The sequence below is a fragment of the Pseudomonas sp. B13(2017) genome, assembly GCF_002113245.1.
GTDB lineage: Bacteria > Pseudomonadota > Gammaproteobacteria > Pseudomonadales > Pseudomonadaceae > Aquipseudomonas > Aquipseudomonas putida_Z.
In genome coordinates this window covers 552402-577870 of the sequence record NZ_NEJX01000001.1, presented here as the reverse complement: position 1 = coordinate 577870, position 25469 = coordinate 552402, and the positions used below count along the sequence as shown (strand labels likewise).

General features: G+C 60.1%; 25 protein-coding genes. 23 read left to right on the top strand and 2 right to left on the bottom strand.

Going from position 1 to position 25469, the window contains the following annotated elements; all coding sequences use genetic code 11:
* The first annotated feature begins 53 nt into the window (after positions 1-53).
* From CAG44_RS27505 to glmS, 22 genes are all read left to right on the top strand, one after another.
* A complete protein-coding gene (locus CAG44_RS27505; protein ID WP_143493811.1) occupies positions 54-395 on the top strand; it encodes a hypothetical protein in 342 nt (113 codons plus the stop codon).
* 85 nt (positions 396-480) lie between these two features.
* The gene (gene rpmH, locus CAG44_RS02635; RefSeq protein ID WP_003253163.1) at positions 481-615 is read left to right on the top strand and encodes a 50S ribosomal protein L34; all 135 of its coding nucleotides are present in this window, start codon (positions 481-483) and stop codon (positions 613-615) included.
* A 13-nt stretch (positions 616-628) separates the two neighbouring features.
* Positions 629-1033 carry a ribonuclease P protein component gene (rnpA, locus tag CAG44_RS02630; protein WP_003253166.1) on the top strand — a complete coding sequence of 135 codons (405 nt, stop codon included), beginning with the start codon at positions 629-631 and terminating at the stop codon, positions 1031-1033.
* On the top strand, positions 1026-1271 hold the full coding sequence (gene yidD / locus CAG44_RS02625; RefSeq protein WP_015268406.1) for a membrane protein insertion efficiency factor YidD: 246 nt from the start codon (positions 1026-1028) through the stop codon (positions 1269-1271). Before rnpA ends, yidD begins: the two co-directional genes overlap by 8 nt.
* Positions 1272-1273: 2 nt before the next feature.
* On the top strand, positions 1274-2956 hold the full coding sequence (gene yidC, locus CAG44_RS02620; RefSeq protein ID WP_025341164.1) for a membrane protein insertase YidC: 1683 nt from the start codon (positions 1274-1276) through the stop codon (positions 2954-2956).
* A gap of 88 nt (positions 2957-3044) precedes the next feature.
* Positions 3045-4415: a tRNA uridine-5-carboxymethylaminomethyl(34) synthesis GTPase MnmE gene (mnmE, locus tag CAG44_RS02615; protein WP_085588876.1), complete on the top strand. Its 1371-nt coding sequence runs from the start codon at positions 3045-3047 to the stop codon at positions 4413-4415.
* Positions 4416-4986: 571 nt separating this feature from the next.
* Positions 4987-6879 carry a tRNA uridine-5-carboxymethylaminomethyl(34) synthesis enzyme MnmG gene (gene mnmG, locus CAG44_RS02610; protein ID WP_015268403.1) on the top strand — a complete coding sequence of 631 codons (1893 nt, stop codon included), beginning with the start codon at positions 4987-4989 and terminating at the stop codon, positions 6877-6879.
* Positions 6876-7526, top strand: a complete 651-nt coding sequence (gene rsmG, locus CAG44_RS02605; protein WP_085691535.1) for a 16S rRNA (guanine(527)-N(7))-methyltransferase RsmG — start codon at positions 6876-6878, stop codon at positions 7524-7526. Before mnmG ends, rsmG begins: the two co-directional genes overlap by 4 nt.
* Before the next feature lie 18 nt (positions 7527-7544).
* Positions 7545-8336 carry a ParA family protein gene (locus CAG44_RS02600; protein WP_012274913.1) on the top strand — a complete coding sequence of 264 codons (792 nt, stop codon included), beginning with the start codon at positions 7545-7547 and terminating at the stop codon, positions 8334-8336.
* 9 nt (positions 8337-8345) lie between these two features.
* Entirely contained in the window at positions 8346-9218 is an 873-nt protein-coding gene (locus CAG44_RS02595) for a ParB/RepB/Spo0J family partition protein (RefSeq protein ID WP_075046821.1), read from the top strand.
* Between the two features lie 149 nt (positions 9219-9367).
* A complete protein-coding gene (locus CAG44_RS02590; RefSeq protein ID WP_008092225.1) occupies positions 9368-9775 on the top strand; it encodes a F0F1 ATP synthase subunit I in 408 nt (135 codons plus the stop codon).
* A gap of 16 nt (positions 9776-9791) precedes the next feature.
* Entirely contained in the window at positions 9792-10661 is an 870-nt protein-coding gene (atpB, locus tag CAG44_RS02585; protein WP_003260030.1) for a F0F1 ATP synthase subunit A, read from the top strand.
* A 144-nt stretch (positions 10662-10805) separates the two neighbouring features.
* A complete protein-coding gene (gene atpE, locus CAG44_RS02580) occupies positions 10806-11063 on the top strand; it encodes a F0F1 ATP synthase subunit C (protein ID WP_003097235.1) in 258 nt (85 codons plus the stop codon).
* A gap of 56 nt (positions 11064-11119) precedes the next feature.
* The gene (locus tag CAG44_RS02575) at positions 11120-11590 is read left to right on the top strand and encodes a F0F1 ATP synthase subunit B (protein WP_003260032.1); all 471 of its coding nucleotides are present in this window, start codon (positions 11120-11122) and stop codon (positions 11588-11590) included.
* 12 nt (positions 11591-11602) lie between these two features.
* On the top strand, positions 11603-12139 hold the full coding sequence (locus CAG44_RS02570; protein WP_003253191.1) for a F0F1 ATP synthase subunit delta: 537 nt from the start codon (positions 11603-11605) through the stop codon (positions 12137-12139).
* 21 nt (positions 12140-12160) lie between these two features.
* Positions 12161-13705: a F0F1 ATP synthase subunit alpha gene (atpA, locus tag CAG44_RS02565; protein ID WP_013974906.1), complete on the top strand. Its 1545-nt coding sequence runs from the start codon at positions 12161-12163 to the stop codon at positions 13703-13705.
* A 48-nt stretch (positions 13706-13753) separates the two neighbouring features.
* Positions 13754-14614 (top strand): F0F1 ATP synthase subunit gamma, encoded by an 861-nt coding sequence (gene atpG, locus CAG44_RS02560; protein WP_013974905.1) that lies wholly within the window; start codon positions 13754-13756, stop codon positions 14612-14614.
* Between the two features lie 27 nt (positions 14615-14641).
* Positions 14642-16018, top strand: coding sequence for a F0F1 ATP synthase subunit beta (atpD, locus tag CAG44_RS02555; RefSeq protein ID WP_013974904.1), 1377 nt, complete (start codon positions 14642-14644; stop codon positions 16016-16018).
* A gap of 43 nt (positions 16019-16061) precedes the next feature.
* A complete protein-coding gene (locus CAG44_RS02550) occupies positions 16062-16481 on the top strand; it encodes a F0F1 ATP synthase subunit epsilon (RefSeq protein ID WP_003260039.1) in 420 nt (139 codons plus the stop codon).
* A 121-nt stretch (positions 16482-16602) separates the two neighbouring features.
* Entirely contained in the window at positions 16603-17970 is a 1368-nt protein-coding gene (glmU, locus tag CAG44_RS02545; RefSeq protein WP_061550207.1) for a bifunctional UDP-N-acetylglucosamine diphosphorylase/glucosamine-1-phosphate N-acetyltransferase GlmU, read from the top strand.
* A 306-nt stretch (positions 17971-18276) separates the two neighbouring features.
* Positions 18277-19053, top strand: a complete 777-nt coding sequence (locus CAG44_RS02540) for a DeoR/GlpR family DNA-binding transcription regulator (RefSeq protein ID WP_015268400.1) — start codon at positions 18277-18279, stop codon at positions 19051-19053.
* Between the two features lie 3 nt (positions 19054-19056).
* Positions 19057-20892: a glutamine--fructose-6-phosphate transaminase (isomerizing) gene (gene glmS / locus CAG44_RS02535; protein WP_075046819.1), complete on the top strand. Its 1836-nt coding sequence runs from the start codon at positions 19057-19059 to the stop codon at positions 20890-20892.
* A gap of 126 nt (positions 20893-21018) precedes the next feature.
* Here glmS and lpdA read toward each other — a convergent pair whose 3' ends face one another.
* Entirely contained in the window at positions 21019-22419 is a 1401-nt protein-coding gene (gene lpdA, locus CAG44_RS02530) for a dihydrolipoyl dehydrogenase (protein ID WP_085691534.1), read from the bottom strand.
* Positions 22420-22626: 207 nt separating this feature from the next.
* Between lpdA and cfaB the strand changes: the two genes are divergently transcribed.
* On the top strand, positions 22627-23811 hold the full coding sequence (gene cfaB, locus CAG44_RS02525; protein ID WP_085691533.1) for a C17 cyclopropane fatty acid synthase CfaB: 1185 nt from the start codon (positions 22627-22629) through the stop codon (positions 23809-23811).
* A 141-nt stretch (positions 23812-23952) separates the two neighbouring features.
* Here the strand turns inward: cfaB and cls are convergent, their stop codons facing one another.
* Positions 23953-25392 carry a cardiolipin synthase gene (gene cls / locus CAG44_RS02520; protein WP_085588871.1) on the bottom strand — a complete coding sequence of 480 codons (1440 nt, stop codon included), beginning with the start codon at positions 25390-25392 and terminating at the stop codon, positions 23953-23955.
* Between the last annotated feature and the right edge of the window lie 77 nt (positions 25393-25469).

Sequence of the window (25469 nt, the reverse complement as noted above, 5' to 3'; positions counted from 1 at the left end):
ATCGACCAAAACGGCTTCTTCGCACTGTGAATAAGCCCTGTGGATAAGCAGCCATGAGCGCTATGCACAACCCTGAGGTCAAGCCTGTTGATAACTCTACTGTGGATAAGCGGCTATTTAATCCACAGCTTTTGACCACGAAGAAAACAAGCGCAGCACCGGTTGAGAACACAGTTGTAAAACTCTGTACAGCCCGGATTTTATGGCCTCAAGCAGGTTATCCACAGAAGGTTATCCACTTAAGATTTATAGATTCTTCAGAAAAGCTTTTTATATGTCTCTTCTTTTTTTTCATGTTGTCCCCAATTCGTGTGTCCGATCAAGCACCCTTGGGGGATGGACAAGCACGCACCGTCCATCACGTGCTCTATATGGAAAGACTGGTTGGAAATTGACCTACGGGCTTGCTTTCTCTAGAATCGCCGGTCTCTTAAAAAGGGGGCCATCCCGGCCCGTCGTCGACAAACCAGGTAACACGCCATGAAACGTACTTTCCAACCAAGCACCATCAAGCGCGCGCGCACCCACGGCTTCCGTGCCCGTATGGCTACCAAGAACGGCCGCGCTGTTCTGTCGCGTCGTCGTGCCAAAGGCCGTAAGCGTCTGGCCATTTGATTTTTCGGCACAGGTGGTGAGTCAGGACTTCAGTCGGGAAAAGCGACTGCTTACACCCCGACATTTCAAAGCGGTCTTCGACTCCCCAACCGGCAAGGTTCCAGGGAAAAACCTGCTGATCCTTGCTCGCGAGAACGGCCTCGATCACCCACGCCTTGGCCTGGTGATCGGCAAGAAGAGCGTCAAGCTCGCCGTTCAACGCAACCGCCTCAAGCGCTTGATGCGCGATTCCTTTCGCCTGAACCAGCAATTGCTTGCCGGGTTGGACATTGTGATCGTCGCGCGCAAGGGATTGGGTGAGATAGAAAACCCGGAATTGCACCAACACTTTGGCAAACTCTGGAAACGCCTGGCGCGCAGCCGGCCCACTCCAGCAGTGACCGCCAATTCCGCAGGGGTAGACAGCCAAGATGCGTAAACTGGCGCTCGTTCCGATCCAGTTTTACCGTTACGCCATTAGTCCTCTGATGGCCAACCACTGTCGTTTCTTCCCCAGTTGCTCCTGTTACGCTTATGAAGCCATCGAAAACCACGGCCTCTGGCGTGGTGGGTGGCTAGCCGTTCGTCGCCTGGGGCGTTGTCATCCGTGGAACGACGGCGGTTTCGATCCCGTTCCTCCCGCTCCTTCCTCCCGAACTTCTTCGATAGCCGAGTAATCATGGATATTAAACGCACGATCCTGATCGTCGCCCTGGCAATCGTGTCCTACGTCATGGTCCTCAAGTGGAACCAGGACTACGGCCAGGCTGCCCTGCCGACTCAGAATACTGCTGCCAGCACCGTTGCCCCGGGTTTGCCGGATGGCGTACCGGCCGGTAACGCCGGCGCCAGCGCCGATGTGCCAAGCGCCAACGCCGAAACCAGCGCAGCCGAACTGGCACCGGTTGCGGTCAGCAAGGACCTGATCCGGGTCAAGACCGATGTTCTGGAGCTGGCTATCGATCCGGTCGGTGGTGACATCGTCCAGCTGAACCTGCCGCAGTACCCACGTCGCCAGGACCACCCGGACATTCCGTTCCAGCTGTTCGACAACGGTGGCGAGCGTGTCTACCTGGCACAAAGCGGCCTGACCGGCGTCAACGGTCCGGATGCCCGTCCTGCCGGTCGCCCTCTGTACGCTACCGACAAGAAGGGTTACCAGCTGGCCGATGGCCAGGAACAACTGGTGGTCGACCTGAAGTTCAGCGACAACGGCGTCAACTACATCAAGCGCTTCAGCTTCAAGCGCGGCGAGTACGACCTGACCGTCAGCTACCTGATCGACAACCAAAGCGGTCAGGCCTGGAGCGGCAACATGTTTGCCCAGCTCAAGCGTGACGCCAGCTCCGATCCGTCGTCGAGCACTGCCACCGGCACCGCCACCTACCTGGGCGCTGCCCTGTGGACTGCTTCCGAGCCTTACAAAAAGGTCTCGATGAAGGACATCGACAAAGGTAGTTTGAAAGAAAATGTGTCCGGCGGCTGGGTTGCCTGGCTGCAGCACTACTTCGTGACCGCCTGGATTCCGGCCAAGTCGGACAACAACGTTGTCCAGACCCGCAAGGACAGCCAGGGCAACTACATCATCGGCTACACCGGCCCGGCCATCAGCGTGCCTGCTGGCGGCAAGGTCGAAACCAGCGCCATGCTGTACGCCGGCCCGAAAATCCAGTCCAAGCTGAAAGAGTTGTCCCCAGGCCTGGAACTGACCGTGGACTACGGCTTCCTGTGGTTCATCGCCCAGCCGATCTTCTGGCTGCTGCAACATATCCACAGCCTGCTGGGTAACTGGGGCTGGTCGATCATCGTGCTGACCATGCTGATCAAAGGCCTGTTCTTCCCGCTGTCGGCAGCCAGCTACCGTTCGATGGCGCGCATGCGTGCCGTTGCGCCGAAGCTCGCTGCACTGAAGGAACGCTTCGGTGACGATCGCCAGAAGATGTCCCAGGCGATGATGGAGCTGTACAAGAAAGAGAAGATCAACCCACTGGGCGGCTGCCTGCCGATCCTGGTGCAGATGCCAGTGTTCCTGGCCCTGTACTGGGTACTGCTGGAAAGCGTGGAAATGCGCCAGGCTCCATGGATGCTGTGGATTACCGACCTGTCGATCAAGGATCCGTTCTTCATCCTGCCGATCATCATGGGCGCCACCATGTTCATCCAGCAGCGCCTGAACCCGACGCCGCCGGATCCGATGCAGGCCAAGGTGATGAAAATGATGCCGATCATCTTCACCTTCTTCTTCCTGTGGTTCCCGGCTGGTCTGGTGCTGTACTGGGTTGTGAACAACTGCCTGTCGATCGCACAGCAGTGGTACATCACCCGCAGCATCGAAGCAGCCAGCAAAAAAGCTGCTGCTTGACAGGCTACTGCGCTAGCCTGTGAATAAAAAACGCCCCCTAGTGGGGCGTTTTTGCTATCTGTCGTTTTTGTCGTAGAGGCTTTCGAGCATGAACACTGTGCGTGAAACCATCGCCGCCATCGCCACCGCCCAGGGCCGCGGCGGTGTGGGGATTGTCAGGTTGTCCGGCCCTCTGGCTGCCAAGGCCGGCCAGTTGATCACCGGCCGTACGCTTACCCCGCGCCACGCCCATTACGGCCCGTTCCGCGACGAGGAAGGCCTGGTGCTGGACGAAGGGATCGCGCTGTTCTTCCCTGGGCCGAATTCGTTCACCGGCGAGGACGTACTGGAACTGCAGGGCCACGGTGGCCCGGTGGTGCTGGATATGCTGCTGCAGCGCTGTGTACAGGTTGGTTGCCGGCTGGCTCGCCCGGGTGAGTTCAGCGAGCGTGCATTCCTCAACGACAAGCTTGACCTGGCCCAGGCCGAAGCCATTGCCGACCTGATTGAAGCCAGTTCCAGCCAGGCTGCGCGCAACGCACTGCGTTCGCTGCAGGGCGAGTTCTCCAAGCGCGTGCACTTCCTGACCGAGGCGTTGATTGCGCTGCGCATCTACGTCGAGGCGGCGATCGACTTCCCTGAAGAGGAAATCGACTTCCTCGCCGACGGCCATGTGCTGACGATGCTCGATACGGTGCGGGGAGAGTTGTCCAAAGTACAGCGTGAAGCCGGGCAGGGGGCCTTGCTGCGTGACGGCATGACTGTGGTCATCGCCGGTAGGCCGAATGCCGGCAAGTCGAGCCTGCTGAACCAGCTGGCCGGGCGGGAAGCGGCCATCGTGACTGATATTGCCGGCACCACGCGGGACATCCTGCGCGAACATATCCACATCGACGGCATGCCGCTACACGTGGTCGATACTGCCGGTTTGCGCGACACCGATGACCATGTGGAAAAGATTGGCGTGGAACGTGCGCTGAAGGCCATTGGCGAGGCAGACCGGGTGTTGTTGGTGGTGGACTCCACTGCGCCCGAGGCCAGCGACCCGTTCGCCCTGTGGCCAGAATTTCTCGACCAGCGGCCAGACCCGGCCAAGGTGACGCTGATTCGGAACAAGGCCGATCTTAGTGGTGAGCGGGTAGCGCTGGAACAGTGCGATGACGGCCATGTAACGATCACCCTCAGTGCCAAAGGGGACGATGCAGGGCTGCAGTTGCTGCGTGACCACCTGAAGGCCTGCATGGGTTATGAACAGACGGCCGAGAGTGGTTTCAGCGCTCGCCGGCGCCATCTGGATGCCCTGCGCCAGGCCAGTGAGCACCTGGAACATGGCCGTGCACAACTTACCCTGGCTGGTGCGGGTGAGCTGTTGGCGGAAGACCTGCGGCAGGCGCAGCAGGCCCTGGGGGAGATTACCGGGGCATTCAGCTCTGATGACCTGCTGGGGCGGATTTTCTCCAGCTTCTGCATCGGCAAGTAATTCACAGCCAGGCAAAACCAAGAGCCGCTCCTTCGGGAGCGGCTTTTTTTTTGCCTCAAATTTCGCAGCTTCCACGGAAATCGCGCCGCACCTGAAGGCTGTGCAGAACCCTGTGGGAGCGGGTTCACCCGCGAAGAGGCCGGTGCAGGTTCACATTTTTTTCATTCACCTACCCCAATCTGCTCTCAGGAGCCCTGTGGAAAACTCGCCTTCAGCTCCGTTGATAAGCAGGCTTTTTTTCTGAGGACAAACCCGCTTGTGGGTAAACAGCCATTTAATCCACAGGCTAAATCGTGTTATCCATAGCCCTCATGGTACTCCAGCCACAGGGTTTAATTTTTCTCTACACGGCATGAATAAAGGCCTGCATAACCTTATCCACAGAGAAGCTTGTGCATAAGAATAAACATAAAAACAAAGCTTTTTTAAATTCTTCCTCTTTGATTTCTGTTGGCTGCCACTCATCCACAGACTGGTCAAAATTTGCTCAGACGGTTTCTTTAAAGGGGGTGAAGTCCCTATACTTGTCCGCTTACCTTCTCTATTCGCAAAAACAGGCACGAGGTGCGTGGTGGATTTCCCTTCCCGTTTTGAAGTGATCGTCATCGGCGGCGGCCATGCCGGTACCGAGGCTGCGCTTGCGTCTGCACGCATGGGTGTGAAAACCCTGCTGCTGACCCATAACGTGGAAACCCTCGGTCACATGAGCTGCAACCCCGCCATTGGCGGTATTGGCAAAAGCCATCTGGTCAAAGAGATCGATGCCCTCGGCGGCGCCATGGCGCTGGCCACCGACAAGAGCGGCATCCAGTTCCGCGTTCTGAACAACCGCAAGGGCCCGGCCGTACGCGCCACCCGTGCACAGGCCGACCGCGCCATCTACAAGGCAGTGGTGCGCGAAATCCTGGAAAACCAGCCGAACCTGTGGATATTCCAGCAGTCCTGCGACGACCTGATCGTCGAGCAGGACCAGGTCAAAGGCGTGGTGACCCAGATGGGCCTGCGTTTCTTCGCCGAATCGGTGGTACTGACCACCGGTACCTTCCTCGGCGGTCTTATCCACATTGGTTTGCAAAACCATTCCGGTGGTCGCGCCGGCGATCCACCTTCGATTGCCCTGGCCCACCGCATGCGTGAACTGCCGCTGCGCGTCGGCCGCCTGAAAACCGGTACCCCACCGCGTATCGACGGCCGTTCGGTGGACTTCTCGGTGATGACCGAGCAGCCAGGCGATACGCCGATTCCGGTGATGTCGTTCATGGGCAATGCCCAGATGCACCCGCGCCAGGTGAGCTGCTGGATCACCCACACCAATGCGCGCACCCACGAGATCATCGCCTCGAACCTCGACCGTTCGCCGATGTACTCGGGTGTCATCGAAGGTGTCGGCCCGCGCTACTGCCCGTCGATCGAAGACAAGATCCACCGCTTCGCCGACAAGGAAAGCCACCAGGTGTTCATCGAGCCGGAAGGCCTGACCACCCATGAGCTGTACCCCAACGGTATTTCCACTTCGCTGCCGTTCGACGTGCAGCTGGAGCTGGTGCGGTCGATCCGCGGCATGGAGAACGCCCACATCGTTCGCCCGGGCTATGCCATCGAATACGACTACTTCGACCCTCGCGACCTCAAGTACAGCCTCGAGACCAAAGTCATCGGCGGCCTGTTCTTCGCCGGCCAGATCAACGGCACCACCGGTTACGAAGAAGCCGGCGCCCAGGGTTTGCTGGCCGGGACCAACGCCGCCCTGCGGGCGCAGGGCCGAGACAGCTGGTGCCCGCGCCGCGACGAGGCGTACATCGGCGTACTGGTCGACGACCTGATTACCCTGGGAACCCAGGAGCCGTACCGCATGTTCACTTCGCGTGCCGAGTACCGCCTGATCCTGCGCGAAGACAACGCCGACCTGCGCCTGACCGAAAAGGGCCGAGAACTCGGCCTGATCGACGACCAGCGTTGGGCCGCCTTCTGCGCCAAGCGCGACGGCATCGAACGCGAGGAGCAGCGCCTGAAGTCGACCTGGGTACGCCCGAACACCGAGCAAGGCCAGGCGATTGTGGATAAGTTCGGTACCCCGCTCAGCCACGAGTACAGCCTGCTCAACCTGCTGGCGCGCCCGGAAATCGACTACGCCGGGCTGATCGAGGCAACCGGCGGCGAAGCGATCGATCCACAGGTCGCCGAGCAGGTCGAAATCCGCACCAAGTACGCCGGCTACATCGACCGCCAGCAGGATGAAATCGCACGTCTGCGCGCCAGCGAAGACACCCGCCTGCCTGTGGATATCGATTACTCGACGATTTCCGGCCTGTCCAAGGAAATCCAGGGCAAGCTGGGCCAGACCCGACCGGAAACCCTGGGTCAGGCTTCGCGTATCCCGGGCGTGACCCCTGCGGCGATTTCCCTGTTGCTGATTCACTTGAAAAAACGCGGCGCTGGCCGCGAATTGGAGCAAAGCGCTTGAGTTCCCTGGTCACCCCGCAACACGCTGAAGAGTTGTCCACAGGTGCGCGCCAGCTCGGTGTCGAGCTGAGCGCCGAGCATCACGAAAAGCTGCTCGGCTACCTGGCCCTGTTGATCAAATGGAACAAAGCCTACAACCTCACCGCCGTGCGCGACCCCGACGAGATGGTGTCGCGTCACCTGCTCGACAGCCTCAGTGTCATGCCGTTTATCCACAGCGAGCGTGACAACTGGCTGGATGTCGGCAGTGGCGGTGGCATGCCCGGTATCCCATTGGCTATCCTGCATCCGCACAAGCGCGTGACGGTGCTGGACGCCAATGGCAAGAAGACCCGCTTCCTGACCCAGGTGAAAATGGAGCTCAAGCTGGACAACCTCACGGTTATCCACAGTCGGGTCGAAGCCTTCCAGCCGACACAATCGTTCAGCGGAATCATCTCCCGCGCCTTCAGCAGCATGGAGAACTTCACCAGCTGGACCCGCCACCTGGGCGACACCGGGACGCAATGGCTTGCAATGAAGGGGCTGCATCCTGCCGATGAACTGGTAGCATTGCCCGCAGACTTCACAGTGGAAAGCGAGCAGGCCCTGACCGTTCCAGGTTGCCAGGGCCAGCGCCATCTGCTGATACTGCGCCGCAAGGCATGACTGGGAACACACGCAACAATGGCTAAGGTATTCGCAATCGCGAACCAGAAAGGTGGTGTGGGCAAGACAACCACCTGTATCAATCTCGCCGCCTCGCTGGCCGCGACCAAGCGTCGTGTGCTGCTGATCGACCTCGATCCGCAGGGCAACGCCACCATGGGCAGCGGTGTGGACAAGCACGAGCTCGAGCACTCGGTCTACGACCTGTTGATCGGGGAATGCGACCTGGCCCAGGCCATGCATTACTCCGAGCACGGTGGTTTCCAGTTGCTGCCGGCCAACCGTGACCTGACCGCCGCCGAAGTGGTGCTGCTGGAAATGCAGGTCAAGGAGAGCCGCCTGCGCAACGCCCTGGCGCCGATCCGCGAGAACTACGACTACATCCTCATCGACTGCCCTCCGTCGCTGTCGATGCTCACGCTCAACGCCCTGGTCGCCTCCGATGGCGTGATCATCCCGATGCAGTGCGAGTACTACGCACTGGAAGGTCTCAGCGACCTTGTGGATAACATCAAGCGCATCGCCGCCCGGTTGAACCCGGAGCTGAAGATCGAGGGCCTGCTGCGGACCATGTACGATCCGCGCCTGAGCCTGAACAACGATGTCTCGGCGCAGCTGAAGGAGCACTTTGGCCCGCAGCTGTACGACACGGTCATTCCGCGCAACATTCGCCTGGCCGAGGCCCCGAGCTTCGGCATGCCGGCCCTGGCCTACGACAAGCAATCGCGAGGCGCGCTGGCTTATCTGGCCCTGGCCGGGGAACTCGTACGCCGTCAACGCCGTCAATCACGCACTGCACAAACAACTTAAGGAATCCGTATGGCCGTCAAGAAACGGGGTCTCGGACGTGGGTTGGATGCACTGCTCAGTGGTCCTTCCGTCAGCGCGCTCGAAGAGCAGGCTGTGAAGATCGACCAGAAAGAACTGCAACACCTGCCGGTCGAGCTGATCCAGCGTGGCAAGTACCAGCCGCGCCGGGACATGGACCCGGAGGCGCTGGAAGAGCTCGCGCACTCGATTCGCAACCATGGCGTGATGCAACCGATCGTGGTGCGCCCGATCGATGGCAACCGCTTCGAGATCATCGCCGGTGAGCGCCGCTGGCGCGCCACCCAGCAGGCTGGCCTGGACAAGATCCCGGCGATGGTCCGCGAAGTGCCCGACGAAGCCGCCATCGCCATGGCGCTGATCGAGAACATCCAGCGCGAAGACCTCAACCCGCTGGAAGAGGCCCTGGCCCTGCAGCGCCTGCAGCAGGAGTTCGAGCTCACCCAGCAACAGGTGGCCGATGCCGTGGGCAAGTCGCGGGTGACCGTGGCCAACCTGCTGCGCCTGATCACCCTGCCTGACGCGATCAAGACCATGCTCGCCCATGGCGACCTGGAGATGGGCCACGCCCGTGCATTGCTCGGCCTGGAAGAACACCGCCAGGAAGAGGGGGCGCGTCATGTTGTCGCACGTGGCCTCACCGTGCGCCAAACCGAGGCACTGGTTCGTCAGTGGCTCAGCGACAAACCTGATCCGGTCGAACCGAGCAAACCTGATCCGGATATCGCACGCCTTGAACAGCGGCTCGCAGAGCGCCTGGGCTCGGCCGTGCAGATCCGCCATGGCAACAAGGGCAAAGGCCAATTGGTTATTCGCTACAACTCGCTTGACGAGTTGCAAGGCGTGCTTGCTCACATCCGCTGAAACAATTCCCGTTGTAGCGCGCAGTCGGAAATCACTACCGAATAGTTGAATAGGGGTTAATCCACCCCTATACTCTGCGCGCATTTTGTCGGCACAAATTATGCCAAGTCATAACTGACTTGCTGGTCGACTTCCGAGGAGCAGTTGTGATGGAAATCCGCACGCCAAACCGCCTGCCTTTCCATCGCTGGGCGGTTTTCCCGGTACTGCTGGCTCAATTCGTCGTACTGCTGCTGGCAACGTTGGTGTTGTGGCAGTGGAAAGGGGCGGTCAGTGGATATTCAGGCCTTTGCGGAGGTTTGATTGCCTGGCTACCCAATGTGTATTTCGCCTGGAAGGCTTTTCGCTTCAGCGGGGCCCGGGCGGCACAAGCCATCGTCAAGTCGTTCTACGCTGGCGAGGCAGGCAAGATGATTTTGACGGCAGTGCTTTTTGCACTGACCTTCGCAGGAGTGAAGCCACTGGCGCCGTTAGCAGTATTCGGCGTCTTCGTGTTGACCCTTTTGGTCAGCTGGTTCGCGCCCCTGCTGATGAATAAAAGACTTTCGAGACCTTAGGGCGTTTGAGGCAACCATGGCAGCAGAAACCGCTTCGGGCTATATCCAGCACCACTTGCAGAACCTGACCTACGGTCAACTACCAGACGGCAGCTGGGGCTTCGCCCATTCGGCTGCAGAAGCCAAGGCAATGGGCTTCTGGGCGTTCCACCTGGACACCCTGGGTTGGTCCGTCGCGCTGGGTCTGATCTTCCTGTTCATCTTCCGCATGGCGGCCAAGAAGGCGACTTCCGGCCAACCTGGCGGCCTGCAGAACTTCGTAGAAGTGATGGTGGACTTCGTCAACGGCAGCGTGAAGGACTCCTTCCACGGCCGTAGCCCGGTAATCGCTCCGCTGGCGCTGACCATTTTCGTCTGGGTATTCCTGATGAACGCCGTCGACCTGGTACCGGTCGACTGGATTCCTCAGCTGGCCATCCTGATCTCCGGTGACCCGCACATTCCGTTCCGCGCCGTGTCGACCACCGACCCGAACGCGACCCTGGCCATGGCCTTCTGCGTGTTCGCCCTGATCATCTTCTACAGCATCAAGGTCAAGGGCCTGGGCGGCTTCATCGGTGAGCTGACCCTGCACCCGTTCGGCAGCAAGAACATCTTCGTTCAGATCCTGCTGATTCCGGTCAACTTCCTGCTGGAATTCGTCACCCTGATCGCCAAGCCGATCTCGCTGGCACTGCGTCTGTTCGGCAACATGTATGCCGGCGAACTGGTGTTCATCCTGATCGCTGTAATGTTCGGCTCCGGCCTGCTGTGGCTCAGCGGCCTGGGTGTGGTGCTGCAATGGGCGTGGGCTGTGTTCCACATCCTGATCATCACGCTGCAAGCTTTCATCTTCATGATGCTGACCATCGTCTACCTGTCGATGGCTCACGAAGATAACCATTAAGACCGCCTGGCGTGTCTGATAGCCTTCCCCGCCTGTTCGGGGGGAGGGCTTAAAAAGTCCGCAAGGGCATGCTGTACCAAACGATTTGTTTTACCGCTTCAAACTAAAAACCTAACCAATACGACGTAAAAGTCGGGAGGAAAGATGGAAACTGTAGTTGGTCTGACCGCTATCGCTGTTGCTCTGCTGATCGGCCTGGGTGCTCTGGGTACCGCCATTGGTTTCGGCCTGCTGGGCGGCAAGTTCCTGGAAGGCGCTGCTCGTCAACCAGAAATGGTTCCGATGCTGCAGGTTAAAATGTTCATCGTTGCCGGTCTGCTCGACGCCGTAACCATGATCGGTGTTGGTATCGCTCTGTTCTTCACCTTCGCGAATCCGTTCGTTGGTCAGATCGCCGGCTAATCACTCGTCACCACGAGTTGATGGCTGTATGAATTAAGACCGAGCGAGGTGTTGGCGTGAACATTAATGCAACCCTGATTGGCCAATCCGTTGCTTTTCTGATTTTTGTACTCTTCTGCATGAAGTATGTATGGCCTCCGGTCATCACTGCCCTGCAAGAGCGCCAAAAGAAGATTGCCGACGGCTTGGACGCTGCCAACCGCGCAGCTCGCGACCTGGAGCTGGCCCAAGAGAAAGCGGGTCAGCAACTGCGTGAAGCTAAAGCACAGGCAGCCGAAATCATCGAGCAAAGCAAGAAACGCGCTGCTCAGCTTGTCGAGGAAGCCCGTGATCAGGCCCGCGTCGAAGCTGACCGTGTGAAGGCTCAGGCTCTGGCCGAGATCGAACAGGAACTGAACAGCGCTAAAGACGCCCTGCGCGCCCAAGTGGGTGCCCTGGCCGTTGGTGGTGCTGAAAAGATCCTTGGCGCCACAATCGATCAAAACGCGCATGCGGAGCTGGTTAACAAACTGGCCGCTGAAATTTAAGCGAGGGCGATCATGGCAGAACTGACCACGTTGGCCCGACCTTACGCTAAGGCTGCCTTTGAGCATGCCCAGGCCCATCAGCAACTGGCCAATTGGTCAGCCATGCTCGGCCTGGCTGCTGCGGTGTCGCAAGACGACACCATGCAGCGCCTGCTCAAGGCCCCGCGACTGACGAGCGCAGAAAAGGCCGCCACGTTCATTGACGTGTGCGGTGACAAGTTCAATGCACAGGCACAGAATTTCATTCATGTTGCCGCGGAAAACGACCGTCTCCTGCTTCTGCCGGAGATTGCCGCCCTGTTCGACCTGTACAAGGCCGAGCAAGAGAAATCCGTGGACGTGGAAGTCACCAGTGCCTTCGCGTTGAACCAAGAACAGCAAGACAAACTCGCCAAGGTTCTCAGTGCACGGTTAGGCCAGGAAGTGCGCCTGCACGCGTCGGAGGATGCCAGCCTGATTGGCGGCGTCGTCATCCGCGCTGGTGACCTGGTAATCGATGGCTCTGTTCGCGGCAAAATCGCGAAACTGGCCGAAGCATTGAAATCTTGAGTTTGAAGGGGCAGCAGAGCAATGCAGCAACTCAATCCTTCCGAAATTAGTGAAATCATCAAGGGCCGCATCGACAACCTCGATGTGAGCTCCCAAGCCCGTAACGAAGGTACCGTTGTTTCGGTATCCGACGGTATCGTGCGGATCCACGGTCTGGCCGACGTCATGTACGGCGAAATGATCGAGTTCCCTGGCAGCGTATTCGGCATGGCCCTGAACCTGGAGCAAGACTCCGTAGGTGCAGTGATCCTGGGTGCCTATGACACCCTCGCCGAAGGCATGAGCGCCAAGTGCACCGGTCGCATCCTGGAAGTTCCGGTCGGCAAAGGCCTGCTGGGCCGCGTCGTCGACGCTCTGGGTAACCCGATCGATGGCAAAGGTCCTCTGACCACCACCGAAACCGACGCGGTCGAAAAGGTCGCTCCAGGCGTGATCTGGCGTAAGTCGGTAGACCAGCCTGTACAGACTGGCTACAAGTCCGTCGACGCCATGATCCCTGTCGGCCGTGGCCAGCGCGAGCTGATCATCGGTGACCGTCAGATCGGCAAGACCGCCATGGCCATCGACGCCATCATCAACCAGAAAGACTCCGGTATTTTCTGTGTTTATGTTGCTGTCGGCCAGAAGCGTTCCACCGTTGCCAACATCGTTCGCAAGCTGGAAGAAGCCGGTGCCCTGGCCAACACCATCGTGGTCGTTGCCAGTGCTTCGGAATCCGCCGCACTGCAGTTCCTGGCGCCATACGCCGGCTGCACCATGGGCGAGTTCTTCCGTGACCGCGGTGAAGACGCCCTGATCGTTTACGATGACCTGTCCAAGCAGGCCGTTGCCTACCGTCAGATCTCCCTGCTGCTGCGCCGTCCACCAGGACGTGAAGCGTACCCAGGTGACGTGTTCTATCTCCACTCCCGTCTGCTGGAGCGTGCATCGCGCGTTTCGGAAGAGTACGTCGAGAAGTTCACCAACGGTGCTGTGACTGGCAAAACCGGTTCCCTGACCGCCCTGCCGATCATCGAAACCCAAGCTGGCGACGTTTCCGCGTTCGTTCCGACCAACGTGATTTCCATCACCGACGGTCAGATCTTCCTGGAATCGGCCATGTTCAACTCGGGCATCCGCCCTGCAGTGAACGCCGGTGTTTCGGTATCCCGCGTAGGTGGTGCCGCTCAGACCAAGATCATCAAGAAGCTGTCTGGTGGTATCCGTACCGCTCTGGCTCAGTACCGTGAACTGGCTGCATTCGCCCAGTTCGCTTCCGATCTGGACGAAGCGACCCGCAAGCAGCTGGAGCATGGTCAGCGCGTTACCGAGCTGATGAAGCAGAAGCAGTACGCGCCGATGTCCATCGCGGACATGGCCCTGTCGCTGTACGCCGCTGAGCGTGGCTTCCTGACTGACGTAGAAGTCTCCAAGATCGGTAGCTTCGAGCAAGCACTGATCGCCTTCTTCAACCGTGATCACGCTGAACTGATGGCGAAGATCAACGTGAAGGGTGACTTCAACGACGAAATCGACGCAGGCCTGAAAGCCGGTATCGAGAAGTTCAAGGCCACCCAGACCTGGTAAGCCGCAGCGGGGGCTCAGGCCCCCGCTTGCTAACCTGATAGGTGATACATGGCAGGCGCAAAAGAGATTCGCAGTAAGATTGCGAGCATCAAAAGCACGCAAAAAATTACCAGCGCCATGGAGAAAGTGGCGGTCAGCAAGATGCGCAAGGCACAAATGCGCATGGCTGCTAGCCGTCCTTACGCGGAGCGTATCCGCCAGGTGATCGGTCATCTGGCCAACGCCAACCCGGAATACCGCCACCCGTTCATGATCGAGCGCCCTGTAAAGCGCGCCGGTTATATCGTGGTGAGCAGTGACCGTGGTCTGTGCGGTGGCTTGAACACCAACCTGTTCAAGGCCCTGGTCAAGGACATGAACGAAAACCGCGAACAGGGCGTGGAAATCGACCTGTGCGTGATCGGCAGCAAGGGTGCGACTTTCTTCCGCATCTTTGGCGGTAACGTCGTAGCCGCGATCAGCCACTTGGGCGAAGAGCCATCGATCAACGATCTGATCGGCTCCGTCAAAGTGATGCTGGACGCCTACCTGGACGGCCGTATCGATCGCCTCTCGGTGGTTTCGAACAAGTTCATCAACACCATGACCCAGAAGCCAACGGTCGAGCAATTGGTACCGTTGGTGGCAACCCCGGATCAGGATCTCAAGCATCACTGGGACTACCTGTACGAACCCGACGCAAAAGAGCTGCTGGACGGCTTGATGGTGCGTTACGTGGAGTCGCAGGTGTACCAGGCGGTGGTCGAGAACAACGCTGCTGAACAAGCGGCCCGGATGATCGCCATGAAGAACGCCACAGACAACGCCGGTGATTTGATCAAAGAGCTTCAGTTGATCTACAACAAGGCGCGTCAGGCTGCGATCACCCAGGAGATCTCGGAAATCGTCGGCGGCGCTGCCGCGGTTTAACGGTTCAAATATTCAGAGGATCCAGCTATGAGTAGCGGACGTATCGTTCAAATCATCGGCGCCGTCATCGACGTGGAATTCCCACGTGACGTCGTGCCGAGTGTTTACAACGCGCTGAAAGTACAAGGCGCGGAAACCACCCTGGAAGTTCAGCAGCAGCTGGGCGACGGCGTGGTTCGTACCATTGCGATGGGCTCGACCGAAGGCCTGAAGCGCGGTCTGGAAGTCGTTGACTCCGGCGCTGCCATTTCCGTTCCTGTTGGTAAGGCCACCCTGGGCCGTATCATGGACGTACTGGGCAACCCGATCGACGAGGCCGGCCCGATCGGCGAAGAAGAGCGTCGCGGTATCCACCAGCCAGCGCCTTCGTTCGCTGACCAGGCAGGCGGCAACGACCTGCTGGAAACCGGCATCAAGGTTATCGACCTGGTTTGCCCGTTCGCCAAGGGTGGTAAGGTTGGTCTGTTCGGTGGTGCCGGTGTCGGCAAGACCGTAAACATGATGGAACTGATCCGTAACATCGCCATGGAACACAGCGGTTACTCCGTGTTCGCTGGTGTGGGTGAGCGTACTCGTGAGGGTAACGACTTCTACCACGAGATGAAGGACTCCAACGTTCTCGACAAGGTAGCGCTGGTCTACGGTCAGATGAACGAGCCACCAGGAAACCGTCTGCGCGTAGCGCTGACCGGCCTGACCATGGCCGAGAAGTTCCGTGACGAAGGTAACGACGTTCTGCTGTTCGTCGACAACATCTATCGTTACACCCTGGCCGGTACCGAAGTATCCGCACTGCTGGGCCGTATGCCTTCGGCAGTAGGTTACCAGCCGACCCTGGCTGAAGAGATGGGCGTTCTGCAAGAGCGTATCACCTCCACCAAGGAAGGTTCGATCACCTCCGTTCAGGCCGTATACGTACCTGCGGACGACTTGACCGACCCGTCGCCAGCGACCACCTTCGCCCACTTGGACGCCACCGTCGTTCTGTCCCGTGACATCGCCTCCCTGGGTATCTACCCAGCGGTCGACCCACTGGACTCGACTTCGCGCCAGCTGGACCCGAACGTGATCGGCAACGAGCACTACGAGACCGCTCGTGGCGTTCAGTATGTTCTGCAGCGCTACAAAGAGCTGAAGGACATCATCGCGATCCTGGGTATGGACGAACTGTCCGAAGCCGACAAGCAACTGGTAGCCCGCGCTCGTAAGATCCAGCGCTTCCTGTCGCAGCCGTTCTTCGTGGCCGAAGTCTTCACCGGTTCGCCAGGCAAGTACGTTTCCCTGAAAGACACCATCGCTGGCTTCAGCGGCATCCTCAAAGGTGACTACGACCACCTGCCAGAACAAGCGTTCTACATGGTCGGCAGCATCGACGAAGCGATCGAGAAAGCCAAGAAACTGTAATTCCTGCGCCCCGCAAGGGGCGCTATCAGGTTGAGGCAAGCAGATGGCTATGACAGTCCATTGCGATATCGTCAGCGCGGAAGGAGAGATCTTCTCCGGCCTGGTCGAGATGGTAGTTGCGCACGGTAACCTAGGTGATCTTGGTATCGCTCCGGGCCACGCGCCGCTGATCACCAATCTCAAGCCTGGTCCGATCACGCTGACCAAGCAGGGTGGCGCCCAAGAGGTGTTCTACATCTCTGGTGGTTTCCTCGAGGTTCAGCCGAACATGGTCAAGGTGCTTGCCGATACCGTGCAACGTGCTGCAGACCTGGATGAAGCTCAGGCTCAGGAAGCCCTCAAGGCTGCCGAGAACGCCCTGAATCTGAAAGGCGCGGACTTCGACTACGGCGCCGCCGCCGCACGTCTGGCCGAGGCAGCAGCTCAGCTGCGTACCGTCCAGCAAATGCGCAGAGGCAAGTAATCGGCCCTCGGCTGATAACTTCTGTTGCGATTGAGTAAAAGGGTAGCCTCGGCTACCCTTTTTCTTTTTCTGATTTCTCCCCCCGGTCATTTCACTGACCACCCAGGATTGGTAGCCAGTAATGTCACTCGATATCGTTATTCTCGCCGCCGGCCAAGGCACCCGCATGCGCTCGGCGCTGCCCAAGGTGCTGCACCCGGTAGCCGGCAACTCCATGCTTGGCCATGTTATCCACAGCGCGCGCCAGCTGCAGCCGCAAGGTATTCATGTGGTCATTGGCCATGGTGCCGAGTTGGTTCGCGAGCGCCTGGCCGCCGACGACCTGAACTTTGTCATGCAGGACAAGCAGCTGGGTACCGGCCATGCGGTTGCCCAGGCACTACCGGCCTTGACCGCCGAAACCGTGCTGGTGCTGTACGGTGATGTGCCGTTGATCGAAGTGGAAACCCTGCAGCGTCTGCTGGCCAAGGCCAACGAGCAGCAGCTGGGCCTGCTCACGGTGACGCTGGACGACCCGACCGGCTATGGCCGCATCGTGCGTGACGAGCAGGGCAAGGTGACCGCCATCGTTGAGCACAAGGACGCCAACGATGCGCAGAAAGCGATCAAGGAAGGCAACACCGGTATTCTGGCCCTGCCAGCCGCGCGCCTGGCCGACTGGATGGGCCGTCTGTCGAACAACAACGCTCAGGGCGAGTATTACCTGACCGACGTCATCGCCATGGCTGTGGCCGATGGCCTGGTGGTGGCTACCGAACAGCCGCACGACCCGATGGAAGTGCAGGGCGCCAACGACCGTCGCCAGCTGTCCGAGCTGGAGCGCCACTACCAGTTGCGCGAAGGCCGTCGCCTGATGGCCCAGGGTGTGACCCTGCGCGACCCGGCGCGCTTCGATGTCCGCGGTGAAGTGACCGTTGGCCGTGATGTGCTGATCGACATCAACGTGATTCTCGAAGGCAAGGTGGTCATCGAGGACGATGTGCAGATCGGCCCTAACTGCGTGATCAAGAACACCACCCTGCGCAAAGGCGCAGTGGTCAAGGCCAACAGCCACCTCGAAGGCGCCGTGATGGGCGAGGGCAGCGATGCCGGCCCGTTCGCCCGCCTGCGCCCGGGCAGTGTGCTGGATGCCAAGGCCCATGTGGGTAACTTCGTCGAACTGAAAAACGCCCACCTCGGGGAAGGCGCCAAGGCCGGTCACCTGACTTACCTGGGCGATGCCGAAATCGGTGCACGCACCAACATCGGCGCCGGCACCATCACCTGCAACTACGATGGCGCCAACAAGTTCAAGACCGTGATGGGCGAGGACGTGTTCATCGGCTCGAACAACTCGTTGGTAGCGCCTGTGGAAATCAAGGCTGGTGCGACCACTGCTGCCGGATCGACCATCACCCAGACCGTGGAGGCAGGCGACCTGGCGGTGGCTCGTGCCCGTCAGCGCAACATCTCGGGTTGGAAGCGGCCGGAGAAGATCAAGAAGAGCTGAGTTATACACAGCTGTTTCGATCGAAAGCCGACTTATGTGAATAAGTCGGCTTTTTTCTTGGTCGTTTGGTGTTACTTGTGGGAGCGGCCTTGTGTCGCGAAAGGGCTGCGAAGCAGCCCCGGCAATATTCGCGTTACCTGTGAAATCATTGGGGCCGCTTTGCGGCCCTTTCGCGACACAAGGCCGCTCCCACAAGGGCATGGCGATTGCCGGAAGAAACTATCCACAGGCAGTGACACCTTGACGAATCGCTCATCTTAGGTTTTGATTGCCACCATTATCTTTCGAATCGAAACTTAAGCGCTCATGTCGAAACGAAACACCCCGCAGCGGCGGCACAACATCCTGGCTTTGCTCAGCGAGCAGGGCGAGGTGAGTGTGGACGCGTTGGCCAAGCGTTTCGCTACCTCGGAAGTCACCATCCGCAAGGACCTCGCTGCCCTCGAAACCAACGGCCTGTTGCTACGGCGCTACGGTGGCGCGGTCCCGGTGCCACAAGAGCTGCTTGGTGAACCTGCCCAGCCGGTGTCTTCCTATAAAAAGGCCATCGCCCGCGCCGCCGTGGCACGTATCCGCGAACATGCGCGCATCATCATCGACAGCGGCAGCACCACGGCAGCCATGATCCCCGAACTGGGGCGCCATCCTGGCCTGGTGGTGATGACCAATTCGATGAACGTGGCCCGCGCCATCTGCGACCTCGAACACGAGCCGGTGCTGCTGATGACCGGTGGCACCTGGGACCCGCATTCGGAGTCGTTCCAGGGCCAGGTGGCCGAGCAGGTGTTGCGCTCCTACGATTTCGACCAGCTGTTCATTGGCGCCGACGGCATCGACCTCGGTCGTGGTACCACCACCTTCAACGAACTTCTCGGGCTGAGCCGGGTCATGGCCGAAGTCGCCCGTGAAGTGATCGTGATGGTCGAATCGGACAAGGTAGGGCGCAAGATCCCCAACCTCGAGCTGCCCTGGGGCAGCGTGCACACCCTTATTACCGACGAACGCCTGCCCGCAGCGGCACGCGAACAAATTCAAGCCCGCGGCATCAACCTGATCTGCGCCGCGATCAGCCAGGAGCAATAAACCATGTGTGGAATCGTTGGTGCCGTCGCCGAGCGCAACATCACAGCCATCCTGATCGAAGGCCTCAAGCGTCTTGAGTACCGCGGGTACGACAGCGCCGGCCTGGCCGTCCTCACCCAGAACGGTGAACTGCAGCGCCGTCGCCGTATCGGCAAGGTCAGTGAACTGGAAGCCGCTGTTGCCGCCGAGCCACTGGCCGGCCAGCTGGGCATCGCCCACACTCGCTGGGCCACCCACGGTGCGCCGACCGAGGGCAACGCCCACCCGCACTTCTCGGGCAATGAAGTGGCCGTGGTGCACAACGGCATCATCGAGAACCACGAAGAACTGCGCGAAGAGCTGAAGGGCCTTGGCTATGTCTTCACTTCGCAGACCGATACCGAAGTCATCGTCCACCTGATCCACCACACCCTGAAGAGCGTTCCGGACTTGACCGATGCCCTGAAGGCTGCGGTGAAGCGCCTGCATGGTGCTTACGGCCTGGCGCTGATCAGTGCCAAGCAGCCTGACCGCCTGGTAGCCGCACGCAGTGGCAGCCCGCTGGTCATCGGCCTGGGCCTGGGCGAGAACTTCCTGGCGTCCGACCAGCTGGCCCTGCGCCAGGTCACCGACCGCTTCATGTACCTGGAAGAAGGCGACATTGCTGAAATCCGCCGTGACCAGGTCTCCATCTGGGACCAGGATGGCCACAAGGTCCAGCGCGAAACCGTGCAGTACCACGAAGGTGCCGAAGCTGCCGACAAAGGCACCTACCGCCACTTCATGCTCAAGGAAATCCACGAGCAGCCAAGCGTGGTGCAGCGCACCCTGGAAGGTCGCCTGGGCAAGGACAACGTGATGGTCCAGGCCTTCGGCCCGCAGGCTGCCGAACTGTTCGCCAAGGTGCGCAACGTGCAGATCGTTGCCTGCGGTACCAGCTACCACGCCGGCATGGTCGCCCGTTACTGGCTGGAAAGCCTGGCCGGGATCCCGTGCCAGGTCGAAGTGGCCAGCGAGTTCCGTTACCGCAAGGTGGTAGTGCAGCCGGACACCCTGTTCGTCTCCATCTCGCAGTCTGGCGAAACCGCCGACACCCTTGCCGCACTGCGCAACGCCAAGGAGCTGGGCTTCCTCGGCAGCCTGGCGATCTGCAACGTCGGTATCAGCTCGCTGGTGCGTGAGTCGGACCTGACCCTGTTGACCCTGGCCGGCCCGGAAATCGGCGTGGCTTCGACCAAGGCTTTCACCACCCAGCTGGTTTCGCTGATGCTGCTGACTCTGGCTCTGGGCCAGGTGCGCGGTACCTTGGAAGCCGGCGTCGAAGCCGAGCTGGTTGAAGAGCTGCGCCGCCTGCCGGCCCGCCTGGGCGAAGCCCTGGCCATGGACGCCACCGTCGAGAAAATCGCCGAGCTGTTCGCCGACAAGCACCACACCCTGTTCCTCGGCCGTGGTGCGCAGTACCCGGTGGCGATGGAAGGTGCGCTCAAGCTCAAGGAAATCTCCTACATCCACGCCGAAGCCTACCCGGCAGGCGAGCTGAAGCACGGCCCGCTGGCGCTGGTGGATAGCGACATGCCGGTGGTAACCGTTGCGCCGAACAACGAACTGCTGGAGAAGCTGAAGTCCAACCTGCAGGAAGTACGCGCCCGTGGTGGCGAGCTGGTAGTGTTTGCCGACGAGCAGGCCGGCATGACCAATGGTGAAGGTACCCACGTGATCAAGGTGCCGCACATCGCCGACGCCCTGGCGCCGATCCTGTACACCATCCCGCTGCAGCTGCTGTCTTACTACGTGGCCGTGCTCAAGGGCACCGACGTGGACCAGCCGCGTAACCTGGCCAAGTCGGTTACGGTCGAGTAAGCCAGAAGCCAGGGGCGCTTTGCGCCCCATCGCGACACAAGGCCGCTCCTACAGGAGAACGCAATTTCCTGTAGGAGCGGCCTTGTGTCGCGATGGGCTGCAAAGCAGCTCCCCGGCTATCTCACATCAAATCTGCATCGCCATCCCGTCCACATTCATCGCTGCCTGGCGCAAGGCCTCGGAGCGGGTCGGGTGGGGGTGGCAGGTCAGGGCGATGTCTTCCGCCGAGGCCGAGAACTCCATGGCCACGCAGAACTCACCGATCATCTCGCTGACACTTGGGCCTACCAGGTGTACACCCAGCACTTCGTCGGTCTCGGCATCGGCGATGACCTTGGCGAAGCCTTCGGTCTCGTGGTTGATCTTGGCCCGGCTGTTGGCCGTGAACGGGAACTTGCCGACTTTATAGGCACGCCCTTCGGCCTTGAGCTGCTCTTCGGTCTTGCCCACGGTGGCCAGCTCCGGGCGGGTGTAGATCACGCCAGGGATAAGGTTGTAGTTGACCTCGTGGGGCTTGCCGGCGATGCGTTCGATGCAGGCCACCGCTTCGTCTTCGGCTTTGTGCGCCAGCATCGGGCCGGAGGTGACGTCGCCAATCACCCAGATACCCGGCACGGAAGTGCGGTGGTGGTCGTTGCCGAGCATGCCGCGCTTGTCGGTTTCCAAGCCCACGCTTTCCAGGTTGAGCCCTTTGGTATAGGGGCGTCGGCCGATGGCGACCAGTACATAGTCAGCTTGCAGCGTTTCTGCGGTGCCACCGGCGGCCGGCTCCAGGGTCAGGTTCACGCCTTCGGCGCTGGCGCTGGCCTGGGTCACCTTGCTGCCCAGCTTGAACGCCATGCCTTGCTTGGCCAGGGCCTTCTGCAGGGTCTTGGCGGTTTCTTCGTCGGTGCCCGGGCAGATGCGGTCGAGGTATTCGATGACCGTGACCTGGCTGCCCAGGCGGCGCCATACCGAACCCAGCTCAAGGCCGATCACGCCGGCGCCGATGACGACCAGGTGCTTGGGCACCTGTGGCAGCGACAGCGCGCCAGTCGAGTCGATGATGCGCTGGTTGTCGATGGTCACGCCCGGCAGGGGCGTAGGTTCGGAGCCGGTGGCAATGACAATGTCCTTGGCCTGCAGTGCGGTTTCGCTACCGTCCTCAGCCTTGACCACGACCTTGCCGACGCCATCCAGGCGGCCCCAGCCCTTGATCCAGTCGACCTTGTTCTTGCGGAACAGGTACTCGATGCCCTTGGTCAGGCCGGTCACGCTCTCGTCCTTCTGTTTCATCATCTGAGCGAGGTTGAGGGTAGGTTTGACTTCGATACCGAGGTGGGCGAACTCGTCACCACTGGCGGCTTCGTACAGCTCGGAAGCATGCAGCAACGCCTTGGAGGGCATGCAGCCCACGTTCAGGCAGGTGCCGCCCAAGGTCGAGCGGCCTTCCACGCAGGCTACGCTCAGGCCCAGCTGGCCGGCGCGGATGGCTGCGTTGTAGCCGCCAGGGCCACCGCCGATGATCACCACGTCATAGGATTTCATGGGTTCAACTCCAGGATGAAGAAGCGCAAGAGGGGCACAAGGTTAAGCTGAGATGCAAAAATTGTATACAATCTGCTGCGTGGATAAGATCAGTTGGTTCTAGACCATGGTCTCGTTTAGAGGAAACATCCCACGAATGAACTACTCTGATCCGGCGACGTTCGAAATATCAGGCGTCGTGGCCAAATACGGACAGGAGGGTCGTTCATGCTTGCGCAACTTCCACCGGCACTGCAGAGCCTGCATCTGCCGCTGCGGCTGAAACTGTGGGACGGTAACCAGTTCGATCTGGGGCCTAGCCCGCAGGTCACTATCCTGGTCAAGGAGCCACAGCTGATCAGCCAGTTGAGCCACCCGAGCATGGACCAGCTGGGCACAGCTTTCGTCGAAGGCAAGCTGGAGCTGGAGGGCGATATTGGTGAAGCCATCCGCGTATGCGATGAGCTGAGCGAAGCGCTACTGACCGATGAGGACGACGCTCCACCGGAGCGTCGGGCCCATGACAAGAGCACCGACGCCGAAGCCATTTCCTACCATTACGATGTTTCCAACGCGTTCTACCAGCTATGGCTGGATCAGGACATGGCCTACTCGTGCGCCTACTTCCGCGAGCCGGACAACACCCTGGATCAGGCACAGCAGGACAAATTCGATCATCTGTGCCGCAAGCTGCGCCTGGATGCAGGAGAGTACCTGCTCGACGTCGGCTGCGGATGGGGCGGGCTGGCGCGTTTCGCTGCTCGTGAATATGGCGCCAAGGTGTTTGGTATCACCTTGAGCAAGGAGCAACTCAAGCTCGGTCGCGAGCGGGTGAAGGCAGAGGGGTTGGCCGACAAGGTCGACCTGCAGATTCTCGACTACCGCGACCTGCCTCAGGATGGCCGCTTCGACAAGGTTGTCAGCGTTGGCATGTTCGAGCATGTGGGGCATGCCAACCTGGCGCTGTATAGCCAGAAGCTGTTCGGTGCCGTGAGGGAAGGGGGGCTGGTGATGAATCACGGTATCACCGCCAAGCATGTCGATGGCCGCCCGGTCGGGCGTGGCGCTGGCGAGTTCATCGATCGCTACGTCTTCCCCCATGGCGAGCTGCCGCACCTGTCGATGATCAGTGCCAGCATCTGTGAAGCGGGCCTGGAGGTGGTAGACGTGGAAAGCCTGCGTTTGCACTACGCCAAGACCTTGCACCACTGGAGCGAGAACCTGGAGAACCAGCTGCACAAGGCGGCGGCGCTGGTGCCCGAGAAGACCTTGCGCATCTGGCGTCTGTACCTGGCCGGGTGTGCCTATGCCTTCGAGAAGGGCTGGATCAACCTGCATCAGATTCTGGCCGTGAAGCCGTACGCCGATGGGCACCATGACCTGCCTTGGACGCGTGAAGACCTGTATCGCTGAATTGCTCCAAAGCACGCAAGCGCGACACCATGCCCTGTGGGAGCGGGTTTACCCGCGAATGCGTCGGTACAGCCACTGACGTCTTCGCGGGTAAACCCGCTCCCACAAGGTCCGCGATACCCTGCAACGGGCGCAGGCGCATCAGAGAATCGGCGAAATCAGCCGCGCAATCCGCATCCCCAGTTGCTGCAGCCGATGAGTATCCCGGCTGTCCTCCGCAGTAATTTCCCGTGCCTGTTCAAAGTCATTGTTCAGCATGTTCTCGACCTGGTCAGCGAAGCCGCGGTCGACCGTCAGCAGGGTGATTTCGAAGTTCAGGCGGAACGAGCGGTTGTCCAGGTTGGCACTGCCGATCGCGCTGACATCGTCATCCACCAGCACCACCTTCTGATGCAGGAAGCCCGGTTGGTAGCGGAACATGCGCACACCCGCACGTACCGCTTCGAAGGCAAAAAGGCTGGAGGCTGCATAGACGATGCGATGGTCTGGGCGTGACGGAATCAGCACTCGCACATCGACCCCACGCAGTACCGCCAAACGCAACGCGGCGAACACCGCCTCGTCGGGGATGAAGTACGGGCTGGTGATCCACACCCGCCGGGTGGCTGAATGGATCGCCTCAAGGAAGAACAGCGAGCAGGTTTCCTGTGGGTCGGCCGGGCCGCTGGCCAAGGCTTGGCACAGCACGCCGTTGTCCGGGTAGGTATCCGGCAGAATCAACGGCGGTAGCTGGCGCGTGGCCCAGTACCAGTCCTCGGCGAACGATTCCTGCAGGCAGGCCAGCACTGGCCCGCTGATCTGCACATGGGTGTCGCGCCAGGGTGAGAGCTGCGGGTGGCCACCGAGGTACTCATCGCCCACGTTGTGCCCGCCGATGAAACCGAGCAAGCCATCCACCACCACGATCTTGCGGTGGTTACGGAAGTTCACCTGGAAGCGGTTGAACCAGCCACGACGGGTTGCGAAGGCATGAATCTGTACACCACCGTCGCGCAGCAACTGGCTGTAGCTTGCCGGCAAGGCATGGCTGCCGACACGGTCATACAGCACGAACACCCGCACCCCCTCGGCGGCCTTGCGCAGCAGCAGTTGCTGCAGCGCTTTGCCAAGGTTGTCGTCATGGATGATGAAGAACTGCACCAACACCACGTCGCGGGCTTTTTCGATGGCGGCGAATATTGCATCGAATGTTGCCTTGCCATCGATCAGCAGCTTCACCTCGTTATTGGCAAGGCAGGGCATGCGCCCGAGCTTGGGCATGGCGCGCAACGCCGCATAGCTTTCCGACTCACGGGCGGTAAGGGCTTCTTCTACCCAAGGCCGCCAGTTGAGGTTGGCCATGGCCACATGCATTTCCTGGTTGGCCTGGCGCCGGGCCTTGATGTAGGCATAGAACGAGCGCGCACCGAAGATCAGGTAAGGGATCAGGGTGAGGTAGGGGATGAAGAACAACGGCATGGCCCAGGCGATTGCGCCCTGGGCAGTGCGCACGGTGAATAGTGCGTGCAGTGCGGCGACGATACCCAGCAGGTGAACCAGGCCGAGTAGGTAACCGAAGAAGTAGGGGCTGTGGTAGTCCATATGCATCCTGCTTGCCGAGTACACTTGAGTAACAGAACACGTTCCCGGTCCGCCTTGCAACCTGCAGGTGGATTTGG